Here is a 20,617-nt window from a genome sequence, read left to right as displayed (position 1 = left end):
CGGAGGCCCCGCCTCAGTTCGAAGCGTCGAGGCCTTCGGGGCGCCCCACGACGACGAAATGCAGCGCGTCGGGCTGCAACAGTCGTTCCGCCACCCGGCGCACATCCTCGGCGGTCACGGCCTCCACATAGTCGTTGCGCGACAGGATGTAGTCCACCGGCATCCCGTCGGCCTGCATCCCCGCGAGGATGCCCGCGATCCGACCGTTGCCGTCGAAACGCAGCGGGTAGGCGCCGGTGAGATAGCGTTTCGCGGCCTCCAGTTCCTCGTCGCTGACGCCATTCGCGGCCACGTCCGCCCATTGCTCGCGGATGACCGCGATGGCCTCGGCCACGAGGTCGTTGGAGGAGGAGAAGCGTCCGCCCATCGTCTGCCCGTATTCGGCCGTGGCGAGGTAGGAATAGATCCCGTAGGTCAGGCCGCGCGCGACGCGGACCTCCTGCATCAGGCGCGAGCGGAAGTTGCCGCCCCCCATGATCTGGTTCAGCACGAAGGCGGGGAAGAAATCGGGATCGTCGCGCGCGATGCCCTCATGCCCGAACAGCGCGACCGACTGCGGCGAGGGGAAGTCGATGACCGTCGTTCCGGACGGAAGCTGGTAGTCCGCGATCTCGGGCATCGGCGCGCCTTCGGCGGGCAGGTCCCCGAGGATGCGGTCAAGCAGGAGGCCGAGTTCCTCCGCCGTGATATCGCCCGAGGCGCCGACGACCACGCGGTCGCGGGCCAGCACCGCACGATGCGCGGCCAGAAGGTCGTCGCGGGTCAGGGCAGACACGCTTTCGCGGGTGCCTTCCAGCGCGCTGCCATAGGGATGGTCGCCCCAGGCGAGGCGGTTGAATGCGCGGGAGGCAAGCTCGTCCGGGTCGCGGTCGTCGCCGTCGAGGATCGACAGGACCTGTCCGCGCACCCGTTCCACCGCATCGGCGTCGAAGCGCGGCTCGACCAGCGCCGCGCGCAGAAGATCGGCGGCGGCGTCGCGGTTCTCGGTCAGCATCCGAGCCGAGACCGTCAGCGCATCGCGGTAGACGTCGAACTCGAACCCGGCGGCGAGGCCTTCGACCGCTTCGGCGAAGGCGCGCGCGTCCATGTCCGCAGCACCTTCTTCCAGAAGACCGGTCATCAGGTGTACCGCGCCCCGGCTGTCTTCGGCATCGAGCGAGGCGCCGCCGTTGAACCAGATGTCGATGGCGACGAAGGGGATCGTGTCATCCTCAACCAGCCAGGCCTCGATCCCTCCGGGGGAGGTCACTTCCTGGATCTCGATGGCGCGGGCCAGGCTCGGAAGTACGAGGATGGCCGCGGTCAGCAGGCCGAACAGACGGGGGATCATTGCATGGCCTCCTGCGCCTCGGCGCTTGCCGGTTCGATGGTTGCGGCGGCTTCCTCGTCAGGCCGCATCAGGTAGCCCGTGACCGAGCGGGTCTCGGTGAAGAGCGTCCGGGCCTCGGCCATGACCTCGTCGATCGTGACGGCGGCCAAGACATCGGGCCATGCCTCGACATCGGCCACGGTCAAGCCGCTGGTCAGCGCGACGCCATAGCTTCGGGCGAGGCCCTGCACGCTGTCTTCCTCGTAGATCTGCGAAGCCTCGATCTGGAACTTGATCCGTTCGAACTGCTCGGGGTCGATGCCTTCCTCCAGGAACGCGGCGAGGATGCGGTCCAGATCGGCCTCGGCCTCCTCCAGCGAGATGCCGGGGACCGGCACGTTCACGAGGTTGAAGCTGGAGGGATCGTAGCTGGTGGAGTCGTAGAAGGCAGCGGCATAGAGCGCGCGCTCCTCCTCGACCTGCAGGCGGCGGGCGAGGATCGAGGTCTGCCCGGATCCGCCCAGAACCTGGGCCAGCATCGTCAGCGCGGCGGCGCGCCTTTGATCGCCGGGTTCGCGCGCCGGGACGGGATAGGCGCGGGCGACGTAGGGGTTCGCCACCCGCTCGTCCTCGAAGATGACGCGCCGGTCGGCGATCTGGGGCGGCTCCTGCGGGCGGACACGCTCGGCGATGTCGGGATTGGCGGGGATCGGGCCGTAATGCTCCTCCGCCAGTGCGCGGACCTCGTCGGGGGTCACGTCGCCCGCGACGATCAGGATCGCGTTGTTGGGCCAGTAGTGGTCCTCGTAGAAGGACACCAGCGCCTCGCGGTCGAGGTCTTCCATCTCGTGGCGCCAGCCGATGATCGGGACGCCGTAGGGATGATTGAGGAAGAGTGCCGCGCGCATCTGTTCGTTGAAGAGCCCGCCGGGGGTGGAATCGACTCGCTCGGAACGCTCCTCGAGGATCACGCTGCGCTCGGTCACGACCTCTTCGTCGGCGAAGCGGAGGTCGCGCATCCGGTCGGCCTCCATTTCCATCATCAGGCCGAGGCGGTCGGCGGCGACGCGCTGGAAATAGCCGGTGTAGTCCCACGACGTGAAGGCGTTGTCTGAGCCGCCGTTCTCCTCGACGATGCGGCTGAAGGCGCCGCTTTCAAGCTCGTCGGTGGCCTTGAACATGAGGTGTTCGAGGAAATGCGCCACGCCGGAGACGCCGGGCGGTTCGTCGGCGGCCCCCGCGCGATACCAGACCATGTGCACCACGGCGGGGCTTCGATGATCCTCGATCACGACGACCTGCATGCCGTTGTCGAGGAAGAATTCGGTGGCGTTCTCGGCCGCCTGAACCGCCGTCGTGGCGAGCGTCAGGACAAATCCGAGGGCGATGCGGCGCAGCATGAGGAAGCCTCCCGTCGTTGCGGCGTTGTCGGGGAGAGATATGCGCGCGGACCGCCGCATCAACAGCGCATGACGCAGGCGTGAAAACCGGAGATCACTCGGCAGGCGGCGGTGCGGCGGGCGTTCGCACGCCCATGCGCCGCAGTCGCTCGAGTTCCGCGTAACGGTCCAGCGCTTGCCGGCGATAAGCCTCGAAATAGACGGTCGTGCCGAACATGCGTTCGAGGATCCGGCCGTTGTTCCGGCGGCGGAATTCCTCGTCCTCGGCGGCAAGCACCGGGCGGATGTCACCGCTCACCCCGAAACGCGTGGCGTAACTGACCAGCCCGCCGCTCGCGCCCGAGGCGCGGCCCGGGTTGCCACCGAGCGCAGCGATGGCGTCGGCCTCGGGATTCGGATCGACGCGGTTCGGTGCGCCGGGCGTGGGTTCGGGCAGCGAAGCGAAGCTCTCGGGCATCTGCAGGGGCTCGGTCGGCAGCACGGCGAACTCGTCCGGGCCTTCCTCTGTGTTGCGCAGGTTCATCAGCTGCGGCGTACCCGTGCTGCAGGCGGCGAGCGCCAGCATCGAGGCGCCCAGAATGGCGGATGATCTCAGTCGCGGCATGCGCCCCTCCTTTGCGACCCTCCCTCTAGCGCATCGCGCGGGCGGCGTCACGACTCCTTCTTCGCCCCATCGGCGAAGATCAGCAGACCGAGAGCGCCCACGACGATCCCGACATCGGCCACGTTGAAAGCGAAGGGGTTCTGGATCCCGCAGCAGGACATGTTGAGGAAGTCCACGACGGCGCCCTGCAACAGCCGGTCGAGCGCGTTGCCGAATGCCCCGCCGATCACGGCGCCGGCCGAGATCAGCGCGATCCCCCGCGTGAGACCGGTCTTCGCCCACCACCAGAGCCAGGCGGAAATCGCGAAGGCGATGCCGATCAGGATCCAGCGCGTCAGCTCGGGGCCGCCGGCCATCAGGCCGAAATTGATGCCGGTATTGTAGCCGAGCCGGAAGACCAGGAAAGGCGGGACCACCTCGATCACGCCATGCTCGATCAGGCCCGCCCAGTGCAGGACGAGGTATTTCGAGAGCTGGTCGGCGATGAACCAGAAGAGCGCCGAGAAATAGAATAACCGCATTCGCCTGTCCCTCGGCCTCAGTGCCGGAAATGACGCATTCCCGTGAAGATCATGGCGAGGTCCGCCTCGTTGGCGGCCCCGATCACCTCGGCGTCACGCATCGAGCCGCCGGGCTGGATCACCGCCGTCGCGCCGGCCTCGGCCGCGGTCAGGAGACCGTCGGCGAAGGGAAAGAACGCGTCGGAGGCGAGGACCGCGCCCTTGGCGGGGCTTTCGGTAAGGCCGAGCACCTCGGCCATGTCCTGCGCCTTGCGCGCGGCGATGCGGCTCGAATCGACCCGGCTCATCTGCCCGGCGCCGATACCGACGGTCGCGCCGTCCCTGGCGTAGACGATGGCGTTCGACTTCACGTGCTTGGCCACGGTCCAGGCAAAGATCATGTCGGCCATCTCGCGTGGCGAGGGATGGCGACGGGTGACGGCGCGCAGCATCTCCTCCTCGATCCGGCCCACGTCCTTGTCCTGGACGAGGAAGCCGCCCGCCACGTTCCGGTAGGTCAGCGAAGGTTCGGTCGGGGAGGGCAGGCCGCCGGTGGTCAGCAGCCTCAGGTTCTTTTTCGTGGCGAAGATCGCGCGGGCGTCCTCGGTCGCGTCGGGCGCGATCACGACCTCGGTGAAGATTTCCACGATCCGTTCGGCGGTGTCGGCATCCAGCGTCCGGTTCAGCGAGACGATCCCCCCGAAGGCCGAGGTCCGGTCGCAGTCGAAGGCGCGGGAATAGGCCTCGGCGAGTGTCTTGCCGCGCGCGACGCCGCAGGGGTTCGCGTGTTTGATGATGGCGCAGACCGGCCCGTCATCGGGATGGAACTCGGCCACCAGTTCGAAGGCCGCGTCGGTGTCGTTGATGTTGTTGTAGGACAGCTCCTTGCCCTGGTGCTGGGTCGCGGTGGCGACGCCCGGACGGTTTGAACCGTCGAGGTAGAAGGCGGCCGACTGGTGCGGGTTCTCGCCGTAGCGCAGCGGCGCGGCGAGCGTTCCGGCGAAGGCGCGGCGGCGGGGTGTCCCCTCGCCGATGGCCTGCGACAGCCAGCCCGACACGGCGGCGTCATAGGCGGCGGTGCGGGAATAGGCCGTCAGCGCGAGCCTCTGGCGGAGGGTGTAGGGCGTGGCGCCGTCATGCGCGGCGAGCGCCTCCAGAAGCGCCGCGTAGTCTTCGGGGTCGGTCACGACCGCGACGTGCGCGTGGTTCTTGGCCGCCGCGCGGATCATGGCGGGGCCGCCGATATCGATATTCTCGATCGCCGTGGCATAGTCGGCGCCGCCCGCGACGGTCGCCTCGAAAGGGTAGAGGTTGACCACGAGAAGGTCGATGGGCGCGATCCCGTGCGCCTCCATCGCGGCGACATGCGCCGGGTCGTCGCGCAGGGCCAGAAGACCGCCATGCACCTTGGGGTGCAGCGTCTTCACCCGTCCGTCCATCATCTCGGGAAAGCCAGTGATCTCGGCCACGTCGGTGACGTCCAGCCCGGCCTCGCGCAGCGCCTTGGCGGTTCCGCCGGTGGACAGGATCTCCACGCCACGGCCCGCGAGCGTGGTGGCGAAGTCCACGAGGCCGGTCTTGTCGGACACGGAGATCAGGGCGCGGCGGAGGGGCACGTTCGTCATTGGGCAGGCAGTCCTTGCGGTGGCGCGGGCGAGTGTCGAGCCGCGCGGGTCCTTTGTCAGTCGCGCCGCGCCGCGCCGAGGCGGCCAGCGGGCAGGAAGGCGATGGGGCGGGCGAGGCTCCAGCCCACGACGGTTCCATACCCTTTCATGCGGGCGGACAGAACGATCTGTTTTGTCGCGCGCGGCCGCAGGCGGCGGCTGTCGAAATAGACCGAGGGTTTGAGGGCCAGTTCGCCGTTGCCGGAATGGCGGAAAACCCAGGTCTCCCCGCTTTTCAGTGTCAGCGACACCGCGGTGCCACCCATGTCGATCGCCGCCGTGACATCGGGGTGGAGATGGAAGCGCAGCGCGTAGCGCAGCCCCGTGTCCGAGGGAAGCCGCCGGTAGACGGTGTCGAGGACGGCGCGGTCCGCGGGCGTAAAGGCGGCGAGCGCGTCCTCGCCCCGCAGAAGCGTGCCCTGGTCCTCCAGCGCGAGGTTGCGCAGATGCGTAAGCCCATGGCTTCGGCGCCAGCCGTCATGGGACATGGTCACTCCCTGGCCCGCCTCGGTCGCCTGCTCCTGCACGAGGACCTCGGTGGGGCCTTCCGACAGAGGGGGGCGCTGATCGTCGAGGCCGGTCGACCCGGGACCGAACCGGGACGAGGCGTGCCCCTGAAGGCCAAGGGTGGAATGGCTGTCGGTTGCGCGCCCGACAAGCCGCCATTCGGGCTCGAACCTCGCGCCGGAGCCGCAGTTGACGATCACCGGATCCTCGGCCGAGGTCAGCTCGAAGCTCAGCGTTCCGGCATGGGCGGTGGTGCTGCGCGGCCCCAGCATGGGCGGCGCGGCATCGGCGATCACGGTGACACGGCCCTGCGCCAGCCGGGCGAAGCCCATGGCCAGTCCCTTGACCTGCGTCGGCCGCACGCCCGACTGCACCAGCGCGGCCACCAGCCGCCCCGGCGCGCCGCGTCCGCCGCCATGGGCGCGCACGAGGCTGCCGTCGGCGTGGCGCAGGCTGCGCAGGGTCGGCGCGATGCGCAGGATCGCGCTGTCCACGGCCGGGTCGGGTGCACGGCCCGTTTCGGCCAGAAGCTGCGCGATCCAGGTCAGGAGGATGAAGACCTCGAGCAGGTCCTCGGGATTTCGCGTGGCGATGCCGCCCTCGGCGTCGATCTCGCGGGCGCACTCGCGGGCGAGCGCGTCGAGCGCGGGGTCGAGTTGCCGTTCCATGCCCATGAGTGCCGCGGAGGAATAGATCAGACCGGCCAGCGCCTCGAACCGGGCGAGGCCGGGCGTCGCATGGGTCCAGCGCGTCAGGAGGAAGGACGCCTGACGGCCGAGCGTTCGGTGAAAGGCGCGGCTTTCGGCGCGCTCCATGCCGTTCAGGAGGAACAGGGCATGGGTGATCCACCGGATCTGCCGCCGGCCCGTCAGGTCGGGTGTCCATCCCGGTCCGCGCCCGCGCCCGTAGCGCCGTGCCCAGTCCAGCACCCAGGCCTGCGCGGTCGCGCGCCCCTCGGCCTTGGGCAGCGCGGCGAGATCGCCCAGCCATTCGAAGCCATGCAGCGCGTCGGAAAAGGCCTCGTTCGGGGCGGAAAGGGCCCAGGGGCTCTGGCCCGGCGCATCGAGGAGGGCGCCCCCGAAACGGAAGTTGCCCGCCATGAGTTGCCGCCCGGCGACGACCGAGCCGGGGAACCGAGGCTCCGGACGCCAGAGAAAACCGCGCGCACGCGGCCCGAAGCCCGCGCCGAGCGCGGCGAACCGGTCGGGCCAGGAAAGACGGGGAACACGCGCTCCGGTCATGGGGTGCAAGGTATCGGACATCCGCCCGTTTTTTCGCTGCTCTGGTCTTGTTTTGCGGACACGATACAGGCGTCGGGCCCACCTGTCACGCGCACAGCGTGTTGCCGCCGCCGGATCAATCGCGCGTCAGGCAGGCCATGTAGAACCCGTCGATGCCGCCGCGCTCGCTCCAGAAGTCCGGGCGAAGGCGCAGACCGCCCTCGGGGCTGACCCATTCGGGGTCGATGCCGAGCGCCTCGGGATCGGCGGGAAGGACGCGCAGGCCGTCGTGACGCTTCAGCGCCGCCTTGACCTGAAACTCGCCCTCCACCGGCAGAAGCGAGCAGGTGCAGTAGACAAGACGCCCGCCGGGCGCCAGCAGCGTCAGGGCATGGTCCAGAAGCTGCATCTGCAGGCGCGTCAGCGGCTCGACGTCGCGGGCGTCCTTCACGAAAGGCAGGTCGGGGTGCCGCCGGATCGTGCCCGTTGCGGTGCAGGGCGCGTCGAGAAGAATCGCGTCGTAGCTTCCCTCATGCTCCAACGCGTCGCCCACGACGATCTCGGCCGATAGCCCGGTGCGCGCGAGATTTTCCCTGAGACGGTCGAGGCGGGTGTCGGAAACATCGAGGGCCGTGACCCGCGCACCGGCGGCCGCGAGTTGCAGCGTCTTGCCGCCGGGCGCGGCACAGAGGTCGAGGACGGAGAGGTCCCGAACCTCGCCCAGGAGCTTCGCGGGAAGCGCCGCGGCGGCGTCCTGAACCCACCATGCCCCCTCGGCATAGCCGGGAAGGGCAGACACCTGCCCGGCGTCGGTCAGGCGCAGGCCGCCGGTCGGCAGGCGTTCGGCGCCGGGAACCTCCACCGTGTCATCCCGCGGCGTCAGGTCGAGCGGCGCGCCCGCCTCATGCGCCGCCTCGATGGCGCGCAGCGCCTCCTCGCCCCAGGCCTTGCGGACAGGCCCGGCGATCCAGCCTGGAAGGCGCTGTGGCTCGTGTCCCGCCCAGAGCGCGGCGCCTCCCTCGGCGATCCGGCGCAGGACGGCGTTGATCATGCCCGAGGCCCGCGCCGACGACGATCCGCCCGTCTTGGCCAGCGTCACGGCCGCATTGACGACGCCGTGCGGCTCCTCGCCCGCGATCAGAAGTTCGGCCGCGCCGAGACGCAGGATCAGCTGCACGGGCGGCGCGGGCGTTCGCGCGACGAATTGGGCGATCACCTTGTCGAGCGGCGCGAGATGGCGCAGCACGGTCTCGGCGAGCCGGCCCGCGCGCGCGGCCTCGGCGGGCGCGAGGCCGGTGTCGCGCGGCAGGTGGCTCTGCATCCTCCTGTGACGTAGAACCTGCGTCAGCATGGCCAGCGCGGCGTGGCGCGCCGCGAGGCTCCGGTCGTTCATCGGCTGCCCGGTGCGCGACAGCTGCCGCCCGCCCTTCGCGGCGGGACGCGGTCCTTGTCGGCGCGGTTTCTCGGACATGGCCGTTCGGCCCCCTGCTTGTGTCACGGACGCCCGGGCGTATATCAGGAAAGACGCCACAACAACCGCCGAGGCCGAGGCCGATGTCCGAAGACACCCGCGACGTTTCCCATCTTCCGCCCGCCGCACAGCGCGCGCTGGCCGAGGCGGCCGCACGGCGCGAGAAACAGAAGGCGTTGGAGCTTCCGACCGAACTGGGCGGGCGCGACGGACCCGAGCCCGTGCGCTACGGCGATTGGGAAAAGAAGGGGATCGCGGTCGATTTCTGAGCCACGGCTCAGCGCAGCGTGAGGTCCGCGTAGATGCCTTGCCCCTGGTCCGTCGTGAAGCGCAGCGTTTCGCCGTTCACCTGCACCAGCTGACAGTTGAAGCCGAGATCTTCCTGGCCGAAGAAAAGGTCCCGGCAGAAATATCCGCCGTCCCAGTCCCATTGCCCCGTCACCGGGGTGCCGAAGGCGCGGCCGACGATTTCGCCGTCGGGCGTCACCGTCAGGCGGATGCCGAAACGCCGCAATTCCCGGCCCTGCACGAGCGATACGAAGGTATCGCGCGAGGACACGACCGAAAACGCTTCGGACCGTGCCGGCTCCGCGGTGGTCATCGCTGTGACGAACCCGGCAGCAAGTGCCGGCGCTTTCAGGGCATGGAAAAACATCCTGCCGGTCCCGATCCAGTTCAAGCGTTCCGACCGCTGAGATAGCGGACGCGCGGCTAAGATCAATAAAGGCTTCGTGATCGATCAGCCGAGGCCGAGGACGCTCGCCATCGAGTAGTGTCCCGGCGCCTTGCCCTGTCCCCAGAGCGCCGCCTTGAGCGCGCCGCGCGCGAAGATGCCCCGATCCGTCGCGATGTGGCTGAGGACGATGCGCTCGCCGGGACCCGCGAAGATCACGTCGTGCTCACCCACGATGTCGCCGCCGCGGATCGCCGAGAACCCGATGGCCCCTTCGCCCCGCGGCCCGGTGATCCCGTCCCGGCCTCGTTCGGAGACCTCGGATAGGTCGACGCCGCGTCCCGCCGCCGCGGCCTCGCCCAGCATCAGCGCGGTGCCCGAGGGCGCGTCGACCTTGTGGCGATGGTGCTTTTCCACGATCTCGATGTCGAATTCGGTGTCGAGAGCGGCCGCGATCTGCTGCGCGAGCCGGGTCATGAGGTTCACGCCGAGGCTCATGTTGCCGGCCCGGACGATCGTCGCATGGCGTGCGGCGGCGTCGAGGGCGGCGATGTCCGTCTCGCTCAGTCCGGTGGTGCCGATGACGTGGACCGTGCGCGCCTGCGCCGTCAGCTGGGCATGGGCGATCGTCGCCTCGGGCGAGGTGAAGTCGATCACGGCCTGCGCCTTCACGATCACGTCGAGCGGATCGCCGTAGACCGGAACCCCCATGTGCCCGCGTCCCAGCGCATCGCCGAGGTCCTTTCCGACCCAGTCGTGCCCCGGACGCTCGGTCACGCCGATCAGTTCGGCCCTGTCGCTTTCGGCGATGGTGTCGATCAGCATCCGGCCCATCCGGCCCGAGGCCCCCATCACCGCGATGCCCACACGTTCGCCCATCCCGACCTCCGTCGCCTGCGTTTCGTCCCGGTCCTAGCCGATGGCGCCCGCGCGCGAAACCCGTCGCTTGCGGGCGGGGCGCGCATGTCATACCTCCCGGGAACAAGGAAAGGCGGAAGATGGCGAAGAACAGGCATCACGACGGCGCGGGACCTTCCCAGCGGCAATTGCGCGTGGGTGAACTGATCCGCCGCACGCTTTCGGCCGTTCTGGCGCGGGGCGACGTGCACGACCCGGAACTCAATGCCATGTCGATCACCGTGGGCGAGGTGCGGACCTCGCCCGACCTCAAGGTGGCGACGGTCTATGTCATGCCGCTCGGCGGTGCCGGGCGCGAAGACGCCATCACCGCGCTGAAACGCAACAGGGGCGAACTGCGCCGCGCCCTGATGAAGGACATGACGCTGAAATACGCGCCCGACCTCCGCTTCGTTATCGACGAGACATTCGACAGGATGGACGACACGCGGCGGCTGTTCTCGGACGAACGCGTCCGCCGCGACGTGGAGGCAGACCGGGACGACGACGAAGGAGACGCGGAATGATCCGCGCCGCCCTTGCCGCGCTGGGGCTCATGATGGCCGCGCCGGCGACGGCGGCCGAGTGCCAGCGCCTGCTTTTCGACGGCGCGCGTTTCACTGCCTGCGAGCTCGACATGGCGGCGGATGACGTGCGGCTTTTCCTGCGGAACCCCGATGGCGAGGTCTACGGCACCTTCTCGAGGGTCGAGGCGGGCCTTCCCGAAGGTCAGCGGCTCGGCCTCGCGATGAATGCGGGGATGTTCCACGAGGACCTGAGCCCGGTCGGCCTCTATATCGAGAACGGCGCGGAGGAGATGCGCATCGTCACGCGCGACGGGCCGGGCAACTTCGGCCTTCTGCCCAACGGCGTGCTTTGCCTCGGCTCGGGCTGGGCGCGGGTGGTGGAGAGCCGCAGCTTCGCCGAGGACCCGCCCGCGTGCCGTTATGCCACGCAGTCCGGGCCGATGCTGGTGATCGGCGGCGACCTGCACCCGCGTTTCATCGAGAGCGGCACGAGCCTGAACATCCGCAATGGCGTCGGCGTCTCCGACGACGGGCGGCGCCTTGTGCTGGCCATCGCGGACGAGCCGGTGAATTTCCACCATTTCGCGCGTTTCTTCCGCGACGGGATGGGGACGCCGGATGCGCTCTACCTCGACGGGCGGGTGTCGCGGATGCATGCGCCGGGGATCGGGCGTTCGGATATCGGCTTTCCGCTCGGCCCGATCATCGGCACGGTCGTGACCGAAACGCCTCCGGTTGACGGCGGCGACGGCCAAGGCTAGCAGGACCGCCTTTCCCGGCAGGCCGATCTCACGGAGCTTCGCATGGCACGCAGGCGCAAGGGGCGCGACATTTCCGGCTGGCTTCTCGTGGACAAGCCCGCGGGCATGACCTCGACCGCGGTCGTCAACAAGGTGCGCTGGGCCTTCGATGCGAAGAAGGCGGGGCATGCCGGCACGCTCGACCCGGACGCCACGGGGCTTCTGCCGGTGGCGCTGGGTGAGGCGACGAAGACCATCGCCTATCTCGGTGACGCGCTGAAAGGCTATGACTTCACCGTGCGCTGGGGCATCCAGACCACCACCGACGACGCCGCGGGCGAGGTGATCGCGGCCTCCGATGCCCGACCGTCAGAGGCCGACATCGAAGCCGCTTTGCCCGCCTTCACCGGTGACATCCGGCAGGTGCCGCCGCAATTCTCGGCGGTGAAGGTGGACGGCGCGCGCGCCTACGACCTGGCGCGCGAGGGTGAGACCCTCGAGCTGGACGCGCGCGACCTCTACGTGGACGAACTGACGCTCGTTTCGCGTCCCGATGCCGACCACGCCGAGTTGCGCTTCGTCTGCGGGTCGGGCGGTTACGTCCGGTCGATCGCGCGAGACCTCGGCCAGACGCTCGGCTGTCTCGGGCACGTCACGGCGCTCCGGCGCACATGGGTCGGCCCCTTCGATATCGAGCACGCCGTGACGCTCGACGAGGTGGAGCGACTGGCGAAGACGCCCGAGATCGACGCGCTGCTGGCGCCGACCGCGTTGGCGCTTGCGGACCTGCCGGAGTTGAAGGCCACCGAGGCGGGGGTCGCGCGGCTCAGGAACGGCAATCCGGGGCAGGTGCTTCCCGGGCCGGTCGAGTACGGCGATCTCGCCTGGGCCTCGCATGGCGGCGAGCCCGTCGCCGTCGGCCGTTTCCGCGCGGGCGAACTGCATCCCGAGCGGGTCTTCAACCTCTGAGCCCGCTTTCATCGCTGCGGTTTCTGCGTCGGGCGAATGGCGCTTCGCCGATCCCCGCAACCTTCGTGGCCTTCGTCCTCATTCGCCGCGCGATCGAGACCGCCCAACGCGCGTCCGGAGGGTTCACCCCGGCGCGCGCCCGCGCCATAACGGGCCCATGATCGTGCGGCATTTCCAGAAAGGCGACGCGGCGAGCGTGGCCGAATACTCCGACTGCGAGCTTTACCGCTACACCCTGACCCGGGTCTGGGACGAGGGCGGGGCGCGGGCGCTGTTCGTCATGCTGAACCCCTCGACCGCGACCGAGGTGCAGAACGACCCCACGGTCGAGCGTTGCGAGCGGCGGGCGCGTGCGCTGGGTTTCGGGGCGTTCCGGGTCCTCAACATCTTCGCCTTCCGCGCGACCGACCCGCGCGACATGCGCGCCGCTACGGACCCGGTCGGACCGGGAAACGACGCCGCCATCCTCGACAGCCTGCCTTGGGCCGACCGGGTGATCTGCGCCTGGGGGACCCATGGCGCGCACCTGAACCGGGGGCCCGAAGTGGAGCGCCTGTTGCGCGGCGCGGGGGCGGAGTTGTTCCATCTGGGCCTGTCCAAGGACGGCCATCCGAAGCACCCGCTTTACATCGGCTACGCGGTGCAGCCCGTGGGCTGGCCCGCCGATTGACCGCGCCAGGCCTCTGCGTCACGGTCGCAGGGCATCGGCGAGGGGGACGGAATGGCGATCGAAGGGTTCACGCAGTCGCGGATCGGGACGAACGGCACCCACCTGTCGGTCCATCGCGGCGGAACCGGGACACCGCTGATCCTGCTCCACGGCTATCCGCAGACACACGCGGCCTGGGCGAAGGTCGCTCCGGGGTTCGCCGGGCATTTCGACGTGATCGTCCCGGACTTGCGCGGCTACGGCGAAAGCGATGTGCCGCCGAACGATCCCGGCAACCATGCCTATTCCAAGCGCGAGATGGCACGGGACATCGTGGGGCTGATGGATGCGCTGGGCCTGCCCCGCGCCCATGTTCTCGGCCACGACCGCGGCGCCCGGGTCGCGTACAGGATGGCGCTCGACCATCCTGACAGGGTCGACCGGCTGGGTATCGTCGAGGTGGTGCCGACCGGCGATTTCTGGGACGCGTGGAACGCCGATCTTGCGCTCAGGGCCTATCACTGGACCTTCCTCGCGCAGCCCGCGCCGCTGCCCGAGCGCATGATCTCGGCCGACGGGCGGGGCTATATCGACTGGACGCTGTCGAGCTGGACGCATGCCGGCGACCTCTCGCCATTCACGGACGCCTCGCTCGCCTCCTACCGGGCGCAGGCTGCGGACCCGGCGCGGGTGGCGGCCATGTGCAACGACTACCGCGCGGGTGCGACGGTGGACCGTGCCCTCGACGAGGCAGACCGGGCCGCGGGGCGGCGCATCTCGGCGCCGCTGCATTTTCTCTGGGCCGAGGGTGGGTTTCCCGCCCGCACGGGTGATCCGCTGGCTCTCTGGCGGCGCTGGGCCGACGACGTGACGGGGAGCGAGGTCGCCGGGATCGGCCACTTCGCCATGGAAGAAGCGCCCGAGGCCGTGCTCGCGGCCTTCCTGCCCCATTTCGGGGTGGCCTGAGTCCAGCGCTCAGCCCTGCGGCGTAAGGGTCCGCAAGTCCACATTCGCGGGGTCCAGGCCCTGGGCCCCGTGGACCCGCATCATGACCTCGCCGTTCAGAGTGATGCTGGCGCCCGTGCCGTCGCCGAAATCTATGACGCCGATCTCGGGATCCGAGACGCGCGCGGGATCGTAGAGCACCTCGATCCGGTCGGTCGCCGGGTCGAAGTCGGTGACTTCCGCGGGTGGCGACCCGGGCGACCGGACGCCACCGATGAAGGTGTCAGCCCCGGCTCCCCCGGTGACGGTATCACCCGCGCCGGCCAGGATCGTATCTTCGCCCTCGCCGCCGTCGATCAGGTCGCCTGCATCCCGATCGCCGCCGTCTCCGTCGCCGTGCCAAAAGGTGCCGTCGATCACGTCGTTCCCCGCACCGCCCCTGATCGTGTCGGACCCGGGGCCGCCCTGCAGGCCGTCATCGCCGGCGCCGCCATCCATCACGTCGTCGCCCTCGCCGCCGAACACCAGATCGTCGCCGTCGCCGCCGTCGATGCTGTCATCGCCGCGTCCCCCATCGAGGAAGTCGCCGCCTTCGCCGCCATCAAGCAGGTCGTCGCCCTCGTCGCCACGGAGTTCGTCGTTTCCGCCCGCCCCGACGAGCGTATCGCTGCCCTCGTTCCCGAAAACGACGTCGCCGGTTTCGGTGCCCGTGATAGCGTCATCGCCCGGTCCTCCGGTCAGCGCGTCCTGGCCCGTATCGCCGACATGACCCTGAATTGCCGCGCGCGCCTCGGCGAGGTCCGTCACGCTTCCGCCATCGAGGAGGGCGGCGCGCGCATCCACATGAGGTTCCATCGCATCGCCGCTCATCACGACATCGACGTTATCAGTCGTCATCCCCGTGGCGCCGTCGACCAGGGTGATGGCGAGGCCATTGGCCCGCACGACGGCATTGCCCGGGCTGCTGTCGAGGTCGATGTCGATGAGCGGTGCCTCGTCCTTCGTGCCGTCGAAGTCGAGGATCAGCCGGTCGGTCGTGACGTCGAACCCGGAAACGAAGGGAATATCGGGGCCGGTCCCGAAAGGAATGGTGTCATTGACCACCTGGAGGCCTTCGTGCGGGACGGTGTCGTGGCCCTGCGTCTCCTCTTGGTGGAGGGGTGGAGTGTCGGCGAGATCGACTGTTGTTTCTTGAAAAGGGTCCGCTCCCTGGTCCGTGCCGGTGACCTCTTCATCCGCGGGGATATCCGGCCCCTGCATTCCAGCCCCGTCCGCCCCGTCCACCTGGTCGCCGAATTCCGAGCCGAAGAGGAGTTCCGCCAGACCGCCGCCGTGCTCCTGCTCCGGGTCCTGTGACCCGGACCCTTCCGATGGATCGAGGTCATCGCCGGAGTGATCGCCCTCCCGGTCGTCATCCGTCCCGCCATAGCCGGACATGAGCCCGCCGACGGCGGCCCCCACAAGAAGCAGTCCCAGCAAACCACCCGCGGCAAGCATCCCGATCCCCTCGTTCGTGCAGTTCTCGTCAAAAGGCCCCCGGCCGCGACGGGACCGAGGGGTCTGCATGCCTTCTGACGATGCACGCCGGAGGGGCACCCTGGCTGCGACACCACGGGACCATTCGCCGGACAGGGCATCACTCTCGCCGCGAGGTCTTGCCCAAACCTGAATGCCGACGTCCCTTCTGCGTCGAATTCGCCGAAATTTCCCCCGTTCCCCAGGGCGCCCCGGCGCGAGGGGCTTTTCAAGCCCGAAGCGATGCGCTAAGGCCGCGCATCCGCACAGGGGCGACCCCTTGCGATCCCTCCACGGGCCCTGCTGGACGACATCCCGGCTTGTGCCATGACCTCTGAAAGGAGACCCCGATGTCGATCACTGCCGAAGAAAAGCAGAAGCTGATGAAGGAATACGCGACGAAGGAGGGCGACACCGGTTCGCCCGAGGTCCAGGTCGCGATCCTCACGAGCCGCATCGCAACGCTCACCGAGCACTTCAAGACCCACAAGAAGGACAACCACTCCCGCCGTGGTCTCCTTATGATGGTCGCGCAGCGCCGGAAACTCCTTGATTACCTCAAGGCGAAGGACGAAGCGCGCTACACCGATCTGATCGGACGGCTGGGCATCCGCCGCTGAGGCGTTGCCGACACGACCGACAGGAAGGGCCGCATCGCGCGGCCCTTTTTCGTTGGTGCCACGTCAGTCGGCCTGAACGATCACGCACTCGAAATCCTCGTCGCTGACGACCCGGGTGTGGTGGCCCTTGCCGTGCGTGTCGGCCATGCGCCAGACATCGCCCGGCCCTATATGGCGTGCCTCGCCATCGCTGGCGGTGACGATCACCATACCTTGCAGGCACACGAGGGTCTGGACGCGGGGCGTGGGATGCACGGGCTCGTTCCAGCCAGCGGCGAGCCGCAGGAAAAGAAAACCGCCCGCCGGCATGGTCTCGGAAATCTCGATAGCCTCGGCGGGGGGTGCGAAGCTGCGCTCGGTCAGCGTGACCTCGACCGTGCGCCAATGGCTCTCGCCCGCGTCGTCGCAAAAAAGGTCGTGAAACTTCATTCCGGCCTCCCAGGGTTGCCCGTGCGGCGGCGTGCGGCACGCGGATGCAGCACACTCTATTGCCGGTTTTCATATGTCCACGACTGGTGTACATCGCGCTTCATCTGAGACGTGACGCTTCGACCCCGGCGTTGTGCAAAGGACAGGGGTCGGCGGCAATGGGGCCGCCATATCCATGGGAGACCCGGCAGGGGCCGGGAGTGCTCCCCGACAGGAAACGATAGATGTTCGATATCACGAAGAAAGAGATGCAGTGGGGCGAAGAGACGCTCACACTGGAAACCGGGCGTGTCGCCCGCCAGGCCGATGGCTCGGTCATCGCGACGCTGGGGGAGACCAGCGTCATGGCGAACGTGACGTTTGCCAAGGAACCCAAGCCGGGACAGGACTTCTTCCCGCTGACGGTCCACTACCAGGAAAAATACTACGCGGCCGGCAAGGTGCCCGGCGGCTTCTTCAAGCGCGAGGCGCGTCCGACCGAGAAGGAGACGCTGACCGCGCGCCTGATCGACCGGCCGATCCGCCCGCTGTTCGTGCCCGGCTTCAAGCATGAAGTCCTCGTCATGTGCACGGTCCTCAGCCATGACCTCGTCAACGATCCCGATATCGTGGCGATGATCGCGGCCTCGGCCGCGCTGACGATCTCGGGCGTGCCCTTCATGGGCCCGATCGCGGGCTGCCGCGTCGGCTTCGAGGATGGCGAGTACGTCCTGAACCCGACCGTCGACGACATGCAGGGGCTGCGCAACAACCCCGAGCAGCGTCTCGACCTCGTCGTTGCCGGCACGAAAGAGGCCGTGATGATGGTCGAGTCGGAGGCCTACGAGCTGACCGAGGAAGAGATGCTCGGCGCCGTGACCTTCGCGCACGAGCAGATCCAGCCGGTCATCGACCTGATCGTCGACCTGGCCGAGGACGCGGCCAAGGAACCCTTCGACTTCTCGCCGCCGGACTATTCCGCGCTCTATGAGGCGGTGAAGGCCGCGGGCGAGGCGCAGATGCGCGACGCCTACGCGATCCTCGACAAGCAGCAGCGGCAGACCGCCGTGGCCGCCGCGAAGGACGCCATCAAGGCCACGCTGAGCGAGGAGCAGCTCGAGGACCCGAACCTCGGTTCCGCGCTCAAGAAGCTCGAATCGATGGTTCTCCGCTCGGACGTCGTGAAGAACGGCCGCCGGATCGACGGCCGCGCGCTCGACGCGGTCCGCGCGATCGACAGCCAGACCTCCGTTCTTCCGCGGACGCATGGCTCGGCTCTGTTCACGCGCGGCGAGACGCAGGCGCTGGTCGTCACCACGCTCGGGACGGGCGATGACGAGCAGATCATCGACGCGCTGCACGGGAACTTCCGCTCGAACTTCCTGCTGCACTACAACTTCCCGCCCTACTCGGTCGGCGAAGCGGGGCGCGTCGGCCCTCCGGGACGGCGTGAGATCGGCCACGGCAAGCTTGCCTGGCGCGCGCTCCAGGCGGTGCTCCCGGCGCCGACGGACTTCCCCTACACGATCCGGGTCGTGTCGGAGATCACGGAATCGAACGGTTCCTCCTCGATGGCGTCGGTCTGCGGCGGGTCCCTGTCCATGATGGACGCGGGCGTTCCGCTCAAGGCGCCGGTCGCGGGCGTGGCCATGGGCCTCGTTCTGGAAGAGGACGGCTCCTACGGAATCCTGACCGACATCCTGGGCGACGAGGACCACCTCGGCGACATGGACTTCAAGGTCGCGGGCACCGAGAACGGGATCACCTCGCTGCAGATGGACATCAAGGTCGCGGGCATCACGCCCGAGATCATGAAGAAGGCGCTGGAGCAGGCCAAGGCGGGCCGGCTGCACATCCTGGGCGAGATGGCCAAGGCGCTGACCGCGCCCGGCGAGTTCTCGATCCATGCGCCGCGCATCGAGACGATGCAGATCCCGACCGACAAGATCCGCGAAGTGATCGGCTCGGGCGGCAAGGTGATCCGCGAGATCGTCGAGGTTTCGGGCGCCAAGGTCGACATCAACGACGACGGCATCATCAAGATCGCGAGCCCGAACGCCGAAGCCATCCAGAAGGCCTACGACATGATCTACTCGATCGTCGCGGAGCCGGAGGAAGGCCATATCTACAAGGGCAAGGTCGTGAAGATCGTCGATTTCGGCGCCTTCGTGAACTTCTTCGGCAAGCGGGACGGTCTCGTGCATGTCAGCCAGATCGAGAACCGGCGGCTGAACCACCCCTCCGACGTCCTCAAGGAAGGTCAGGAGGTCTGGGTCAAGCTTCTCGGCTTCGACGATCGCGGCAAGGTTCGCCTGGCCATGAAGATGGTCGACCAGGAGACCGGCAAGGAGCTTGCCCGCGAGACGGAAGAGGCGGCCGACTGAGCGCGCGCCTATCCGGACGGAACTGGAAACCCCGGCTTATCGGCCGGGGTTTCTTCTTTGCCGGCTGACAGGGATGTGAACGGCGAAGAGCGCGCGGTGCCTTGCAGTCCTCGGCCTGAATGCCGACCTAGCGGGCGTATTGTATCGCAGCGAAAAAGCGCCAGACTGACATCGAGTGAAGACCATGCTGACCCGCCGACATTTCATCACGACCAGCGCAACGCTGTTTTCCGGCGCGCTGGCTCTGCCTGCCGCGGCGCAGGACCGGGTCGACTTCGACACGACAGTCGAACGACCGGACCCCGACCCGTTCGCCAACAACCCCTGGGGCCTGCATCCGCGGTTCATGCCGACGCGGGTAGCCCATCGCGACGGACTTGTGCCCGGCGACATTCACGTCGATGCCGTGGCGAAGTACCTCTACCTCATCGGCACCGATGGCACCGCGATGCGCTACGGCGTGGCGATCGGCCGGGCGGATCTTTACGAATCGGGGGTCTTCACGATCAACCGCAAGCAGGAATGGCCGTCCTGGCGGCCGACCGACGAGATGATCGCGCGTGAGCCGAACGTGTACGGGCAATTCGCCGACGGAATGCCGGGCGGTCCGGAAAACCCGCTGGGTGCGCGGGCGCTTTATCTCTACGAAGGCGGGCGCGACACGCTGCTGCGCATCCACGGCACGCCGCAGCCCTGGTCGATCGGCACGTCCGCGTCCTCGGGCTGCGTGCGAATGGTCAATGCCCACATCATCGATATGTACGAGAGCGTCGCGCTGGGAGCCACGGCACACCTCTATCCGCCAGTCTGAGGGGCAGGGTTCGCCGCTTTGGCGGGGCAAACGTGCCACGCGGCGGAATTCCTTACCTATTCGTGATGTGTCTTGGCGTCATTGAGACTTGTCCACAGGGCGTGGATCGGGGCAGATTGTTCCGCGACCGCGCCCTGCGCCTTGTTTTCCAGAGACCCGAAGATGACGACGACCCTGACCCGCCGCCATTTCATCATCACGTCCGCAGCTCTGTTCTCGGCTCCTCTTGCGACGGCGGCTGCCGCGCAGGACGCGGTGGAGTTCGATTTCGACGCCGCCGTCACGCGCCATGAGCGGGCTGGAAGTAACCCCTGGGGTCTCCATCCGCGTTTCATGCCGACCCGTGTCGCGCACCGCGAGGGGCTGAGACCGGGGGACATCCACGTCGATCCCGTCGCCAAGTACCTCTACCATATCGGCAGCGACGGCACCGCGATGCGCTATGGCGTCGCCGTGGGCCGCTCGGGCATGCAGAGCCCCGGCACCTTCACGGTCGGGCGAAAGGCGGAATGGCCGTCGTGGACCCCGACCGCGAACATGATCGCGCGCGAACCGCACGTCTACGCGCAGTTCGCCGGTGGCATGGCCGGCGGACCGGAGAACCCGCTGGGCGCGCGGGCGCTCTACCTCTACCGCGGCAATGCCGACAGCATGTTGCGAATCCACGGCACGCCGCAGCCCTGGTCGATCGGCACGTCCGCGTCCTCGGGCTGCGTGCGCCTGGTGAACGACCATGTCATGCAACTCTACGAACAGGTGCCCCTGGGCACTCGTGCGATCCTGCACTCGCCCTGGCGCTGAGGC

The 20,617-nt window shown here is 68.4% G+C and carries 21 protein-coding genes; 10 read left to right on the top strand and 11 right to left on the bottom strand.

The window, feature by feature from the left end:
• Window positions 1-13: 13 nt before the first annotated feature.
• From N8I71_RS01815 to N8I71_RS01785, 7 genes are all read right to left on the bottom strand, one after another.
• Window positions 14-1,330 (bottom strand): M16 family metallopeptidase, encoded by a 1,317-nt coding sequence (locus N8I71_RS01815; RefSeq protein WP_262876206.1) that lies wholly within the window; start codon window positions 1,328-1,330, stop codon window positions 14-16.
• Window positions 1,327-2,709 (bottom strand): M16 family metallopeptidase, encoded by a 1,383-nt coding sequence (locus tag N8I71_RS01810; protein WP_262876205.1) that lies wholly within the window; start codon window positions 2,707-2,709, stop codon window positions 1,327-1,329. Before N8I71_RS01810 ends, N8I71_RS01815 begins: the two co-directional genes overlap by 4 nt.
• A 94-nt stretch (window positions 2,710-2,803) precedes the next feature.
• Entirely contained in the window at window positions 2,804-3,313 is a 510-nt protein-coding gene (locus N8I71_RS01805) for a DUF3035 domain-containing protein (protein WP_262876204.1), read from the bottom strand.
• 47 nt (window positions 3,314-3,360) lie between these two features.
• Window positions 3,361-3,834, bottom strand: a complete 474-nt coding sequence (gene lspA / locus N8I71_RS01800; protein ID WP_262876203.1) for a signal peptidase II — start codon at window positions 3,832-3,834, stop codon at window positions 3,361-3,363.
• A 17-nt stretch (window positions 3,835-3,851) separates the two neighbouring features.
• Window positions 3,852-5,438, bottom strand: coding sequence for a bifunctional phosphoribosylaminoimidazolecarboxamide formyltransferase/IMP cyclohydrolase (gene purH, locus N8I71_RS01795; protein ID WP_262876202.1), 1,587 nt, complete (start codon window positions 5,436-5,438; stop codon window positions 3,852-3,854).
• Between the two features lie 56 nt (window positions 5,439-5,494).
• On the bottom strand, window positions 5,495-7,225 hold the full coding sequence (locus N8I71_RS01790; protein WP_262876201.1) for a heparinase II/III family protein: 1,731 nt from the start codon (window positions 7,223-7,225) through the stop codon (window positions 5,495-5,497).
• A 115-nt stretch (window positions 7,226-7,340) separates the two neighbouring features.
• Window positions 7,341-8,597: an RsmB/NOP family class I SAM-dependent RNA methyltransferase gene (locus tag N8I71_RS01785; RefSeq protein WP_406676064.1), complete on the bottom strand. Its 1,257-nt coding sequence runs from the start codon at window positions 8,595-8,597 to the stop codon at window positions 7,341-7,343.
• A 161-nt stretch (window positions 8,598-8,758) separates the two neighbouring features.
• Here N8I71_RS01785 and N8I71_RS01780 point away from each other — a divergent pair, with 161 nt between their 5' ends.
• Window positions 8,759-8,944 (top strand): DUF1674 domain-containing protein, encoded by a 186-nt coding sequence (locus N8I71_RS01780; RefSeq protein WP_262876199.1) that lies wholly within the window; start codon window positions 8,759-8,761, stop codon window positions 8,942-8,944.
• An 8-nt stretch (window positions 8,945-8,952) separates the two neighbouring features.
• On the opposite strand, the gene N8I71_RS01775 is transcribed toward N8I71_RS01780, so the two are convergent.
• The gene (locus N8I71_RS01775; protein ID WP_262876198.1) at window positions 8,953-9,330 is read right to left on the bottom strand and encodes a dihydrodipicolinate reductase; all 378 of its coding nucleotides are present in this window, start codon (window positions 9,328-9,330) and stop codon (window positions 8,953-8,955) included.
• 84 nt (window positions 9,331-9,414) lie between these two features.
• A complete protein-coding gene (gene dapB / locus N8I71_RS01770; protein ID WP_262876197.1) occupies window positions 9,415-10,227 on the bottom strand; it encodes a 4-hydroxy-tetrahydrodipicolinate reductase in 813 nt (270 codons plus the stop codon).
• A 119-nt stretch (window positions 10,228-10,346) separates the two neighbouring features.
• Between dapB and rbfA the strand changes: the two genes are divergently transcribed.
• The 5 genes from rbfA (at window position 10,347) to N8I71_RS01745 (ending at window position 14,096) form a co-directional block, all read left to right on the top strand.
• The gene (gene rbfA, locus N8I71_RS01765) at window positions 10,347-10,772 is read left to right on the top strand and encodes a 30S ribosome-binding factor RbfA (RefSeq protein WP_262876196.1); all 426 of its coding nucleotides are present in this window, start codon (window positions 10,347-10,349) and stop codon (window positions 10,770-10,772) included.
• On the top strand, window positions 10,769-11,533 hold the full coding sequence (locus N8I71_RS01760) for a phosphodiester glycosidase family protein (protein ID WP_262876195.1): 765 nt from the start codon (window positions 10,769-10,771) through the stop codon (window positions 11,531-11,533). Before rbfA ends, N8I71_RS01760 begins: the two co-directional genes overlap by 4 nt.
• Before the next feature lie 42 nt (window positions 11,534-11,575).
• A complete protein-coding gene (gene truB, locus N8I71_RS01755) occupies window positions 11,576-12,481 on the top strand; it encodes a tRNA pseudouridine(55) synthase TruB (RefSeq protein ID WP_262876194.1) in 906 nt (301 codons plus the stop codon).
• Between the two features lie 157 nt (window positions 12,482-12,638).
• Window positions 12,639-13,151, top strand: a complete 513-nt coding sequence (locus N8I71_RS01750; RefSeq protein ID WP_262876193.1) for a DUF1643 domain-containing protein — start codon at window positions 12,639-12,641, stop codon at window positions 13,149-13,151.
• Between the two features lie 51 nt (window positions 13,152-13,202).
• Window positions 13,203-14,096: an alpha/beta fold hydrolase gene (locus N8I71_RS01745; protein WP_262876192.1), complete on the top strand. Its 894-nt coding sequence runs from the start codon at window positions 13,203-13,205 to the stop codon at window positions 14,094-14,096.
• 9 nt (window positions 14,097-14,105) lie between these two features.
• On the opposite strand, the gene N8I71_RS01740 is transcribed toward N8I71_RS01745, so the two are convergent.
• The gene (locus N8I71_RS01740; RefSeq protein ID WP_262876191.1) at window positions 14,106-15,554 is read right to left on the bottom strand and encodes a calcium-binding protein; all 1,449 of its coding nucleotides are present in this window, start codon (window positions 15,552-15,554) and stop codon (window positions 14,106-14,108) included.
• Window positions 15,555-15,940: 386 nt separating this feature from the next.
• Between N8I71_RS01740 and rpsO the strand changes: the two genes are divergently transcribed.
• Window positions 15,941-16,210: a 30S ribosomal protein S15 gene (gene rpsO, locus N8I71_RS01735; RefSeq protein WP_262876190.1), complete on the top strand. Its 270-nt coding sequence runs from the start codon at window positions 15,941-15,943 to the stop codon at window positions 16,208-16,210.
• A gap of 63 nt (window positions 16,211-16,273) precedes the next feature.
• Here the strand turns inward: rpsO and N8I71_RS01730 are convergent, their stop codons facing one another.
• Complete coding sequence (locus tag N8I71_RS01730; protein WP_262876189.1) at window positions 16,274-16,639, bottom strand: cupin domain-containing protein; 366 nt, start codon at window positions 16,637-16,639, stop codon at window positions 16,274-16,276.
• A gap of 224 nt (window positions 16,640-16,863) precedes the next feature.
• On the opposite strand from N8I71_RS01730, the gene pnp reads away from it, so the two are divergent.
• The 3 genes from pnp to N8I71_RS01715 all read left to right on the top strand — a co-directional run bounded on the left by pnp (window position 16,864) and on the right by N8I71_RS01715 (window position 20,614).
• Entirely contained in the window at window positions 16,864-19,002 is a 2,139-nt protein-coding gene (gene pnp / locus N8I71_RS01725; RefSeq protein WP_262876188.1) for a polyribonucleotide nucleotidyltransferase, read from the top strand.
• Window positions 19,003-19,186: 184 nt separating this feature from the next.
• Window positions 19,187-19,813, top strand: coding sequence for a L,D-transpeptidase (locus N8I71_RS01720; RefSeq protein WP_262876187.1), 627 nt, complete (start codon window positions 19,187-19,189; stop codon window positions 19,811-19,813).
• 162 nt (window positions 19,814-19,975) lie between these two features.
• The gene (locus tag N8I71_RS01715; protein ID WP_262876186.1) at window positions 19,976-20,614 is read left to right on the top strand and encodes a L,D-transpeptidase; all 639 of its coding nucleotides are present in this window, start codon (window positions 19,976-19,978) and stop codon (window positions 20,612-20,614) included.
• The last annotated feature ends 3 nt before the right edge of the window (window positions 20,615-20,617 follow it).

The organism is Roseicyclus sediminis, assembly GCF_025515305.1.
GTDB lineage: Bacteria > Pseudomonadota > Alphaproteobacteria > Rhodobacterales > Rhodobacteraceae > Roseibacterium > Roseibacterium sediminis.
Note: the sequence above shows the minus strand (reverse complement) of the source record. Positions and strands in the feature narration are given on the sequence as shown.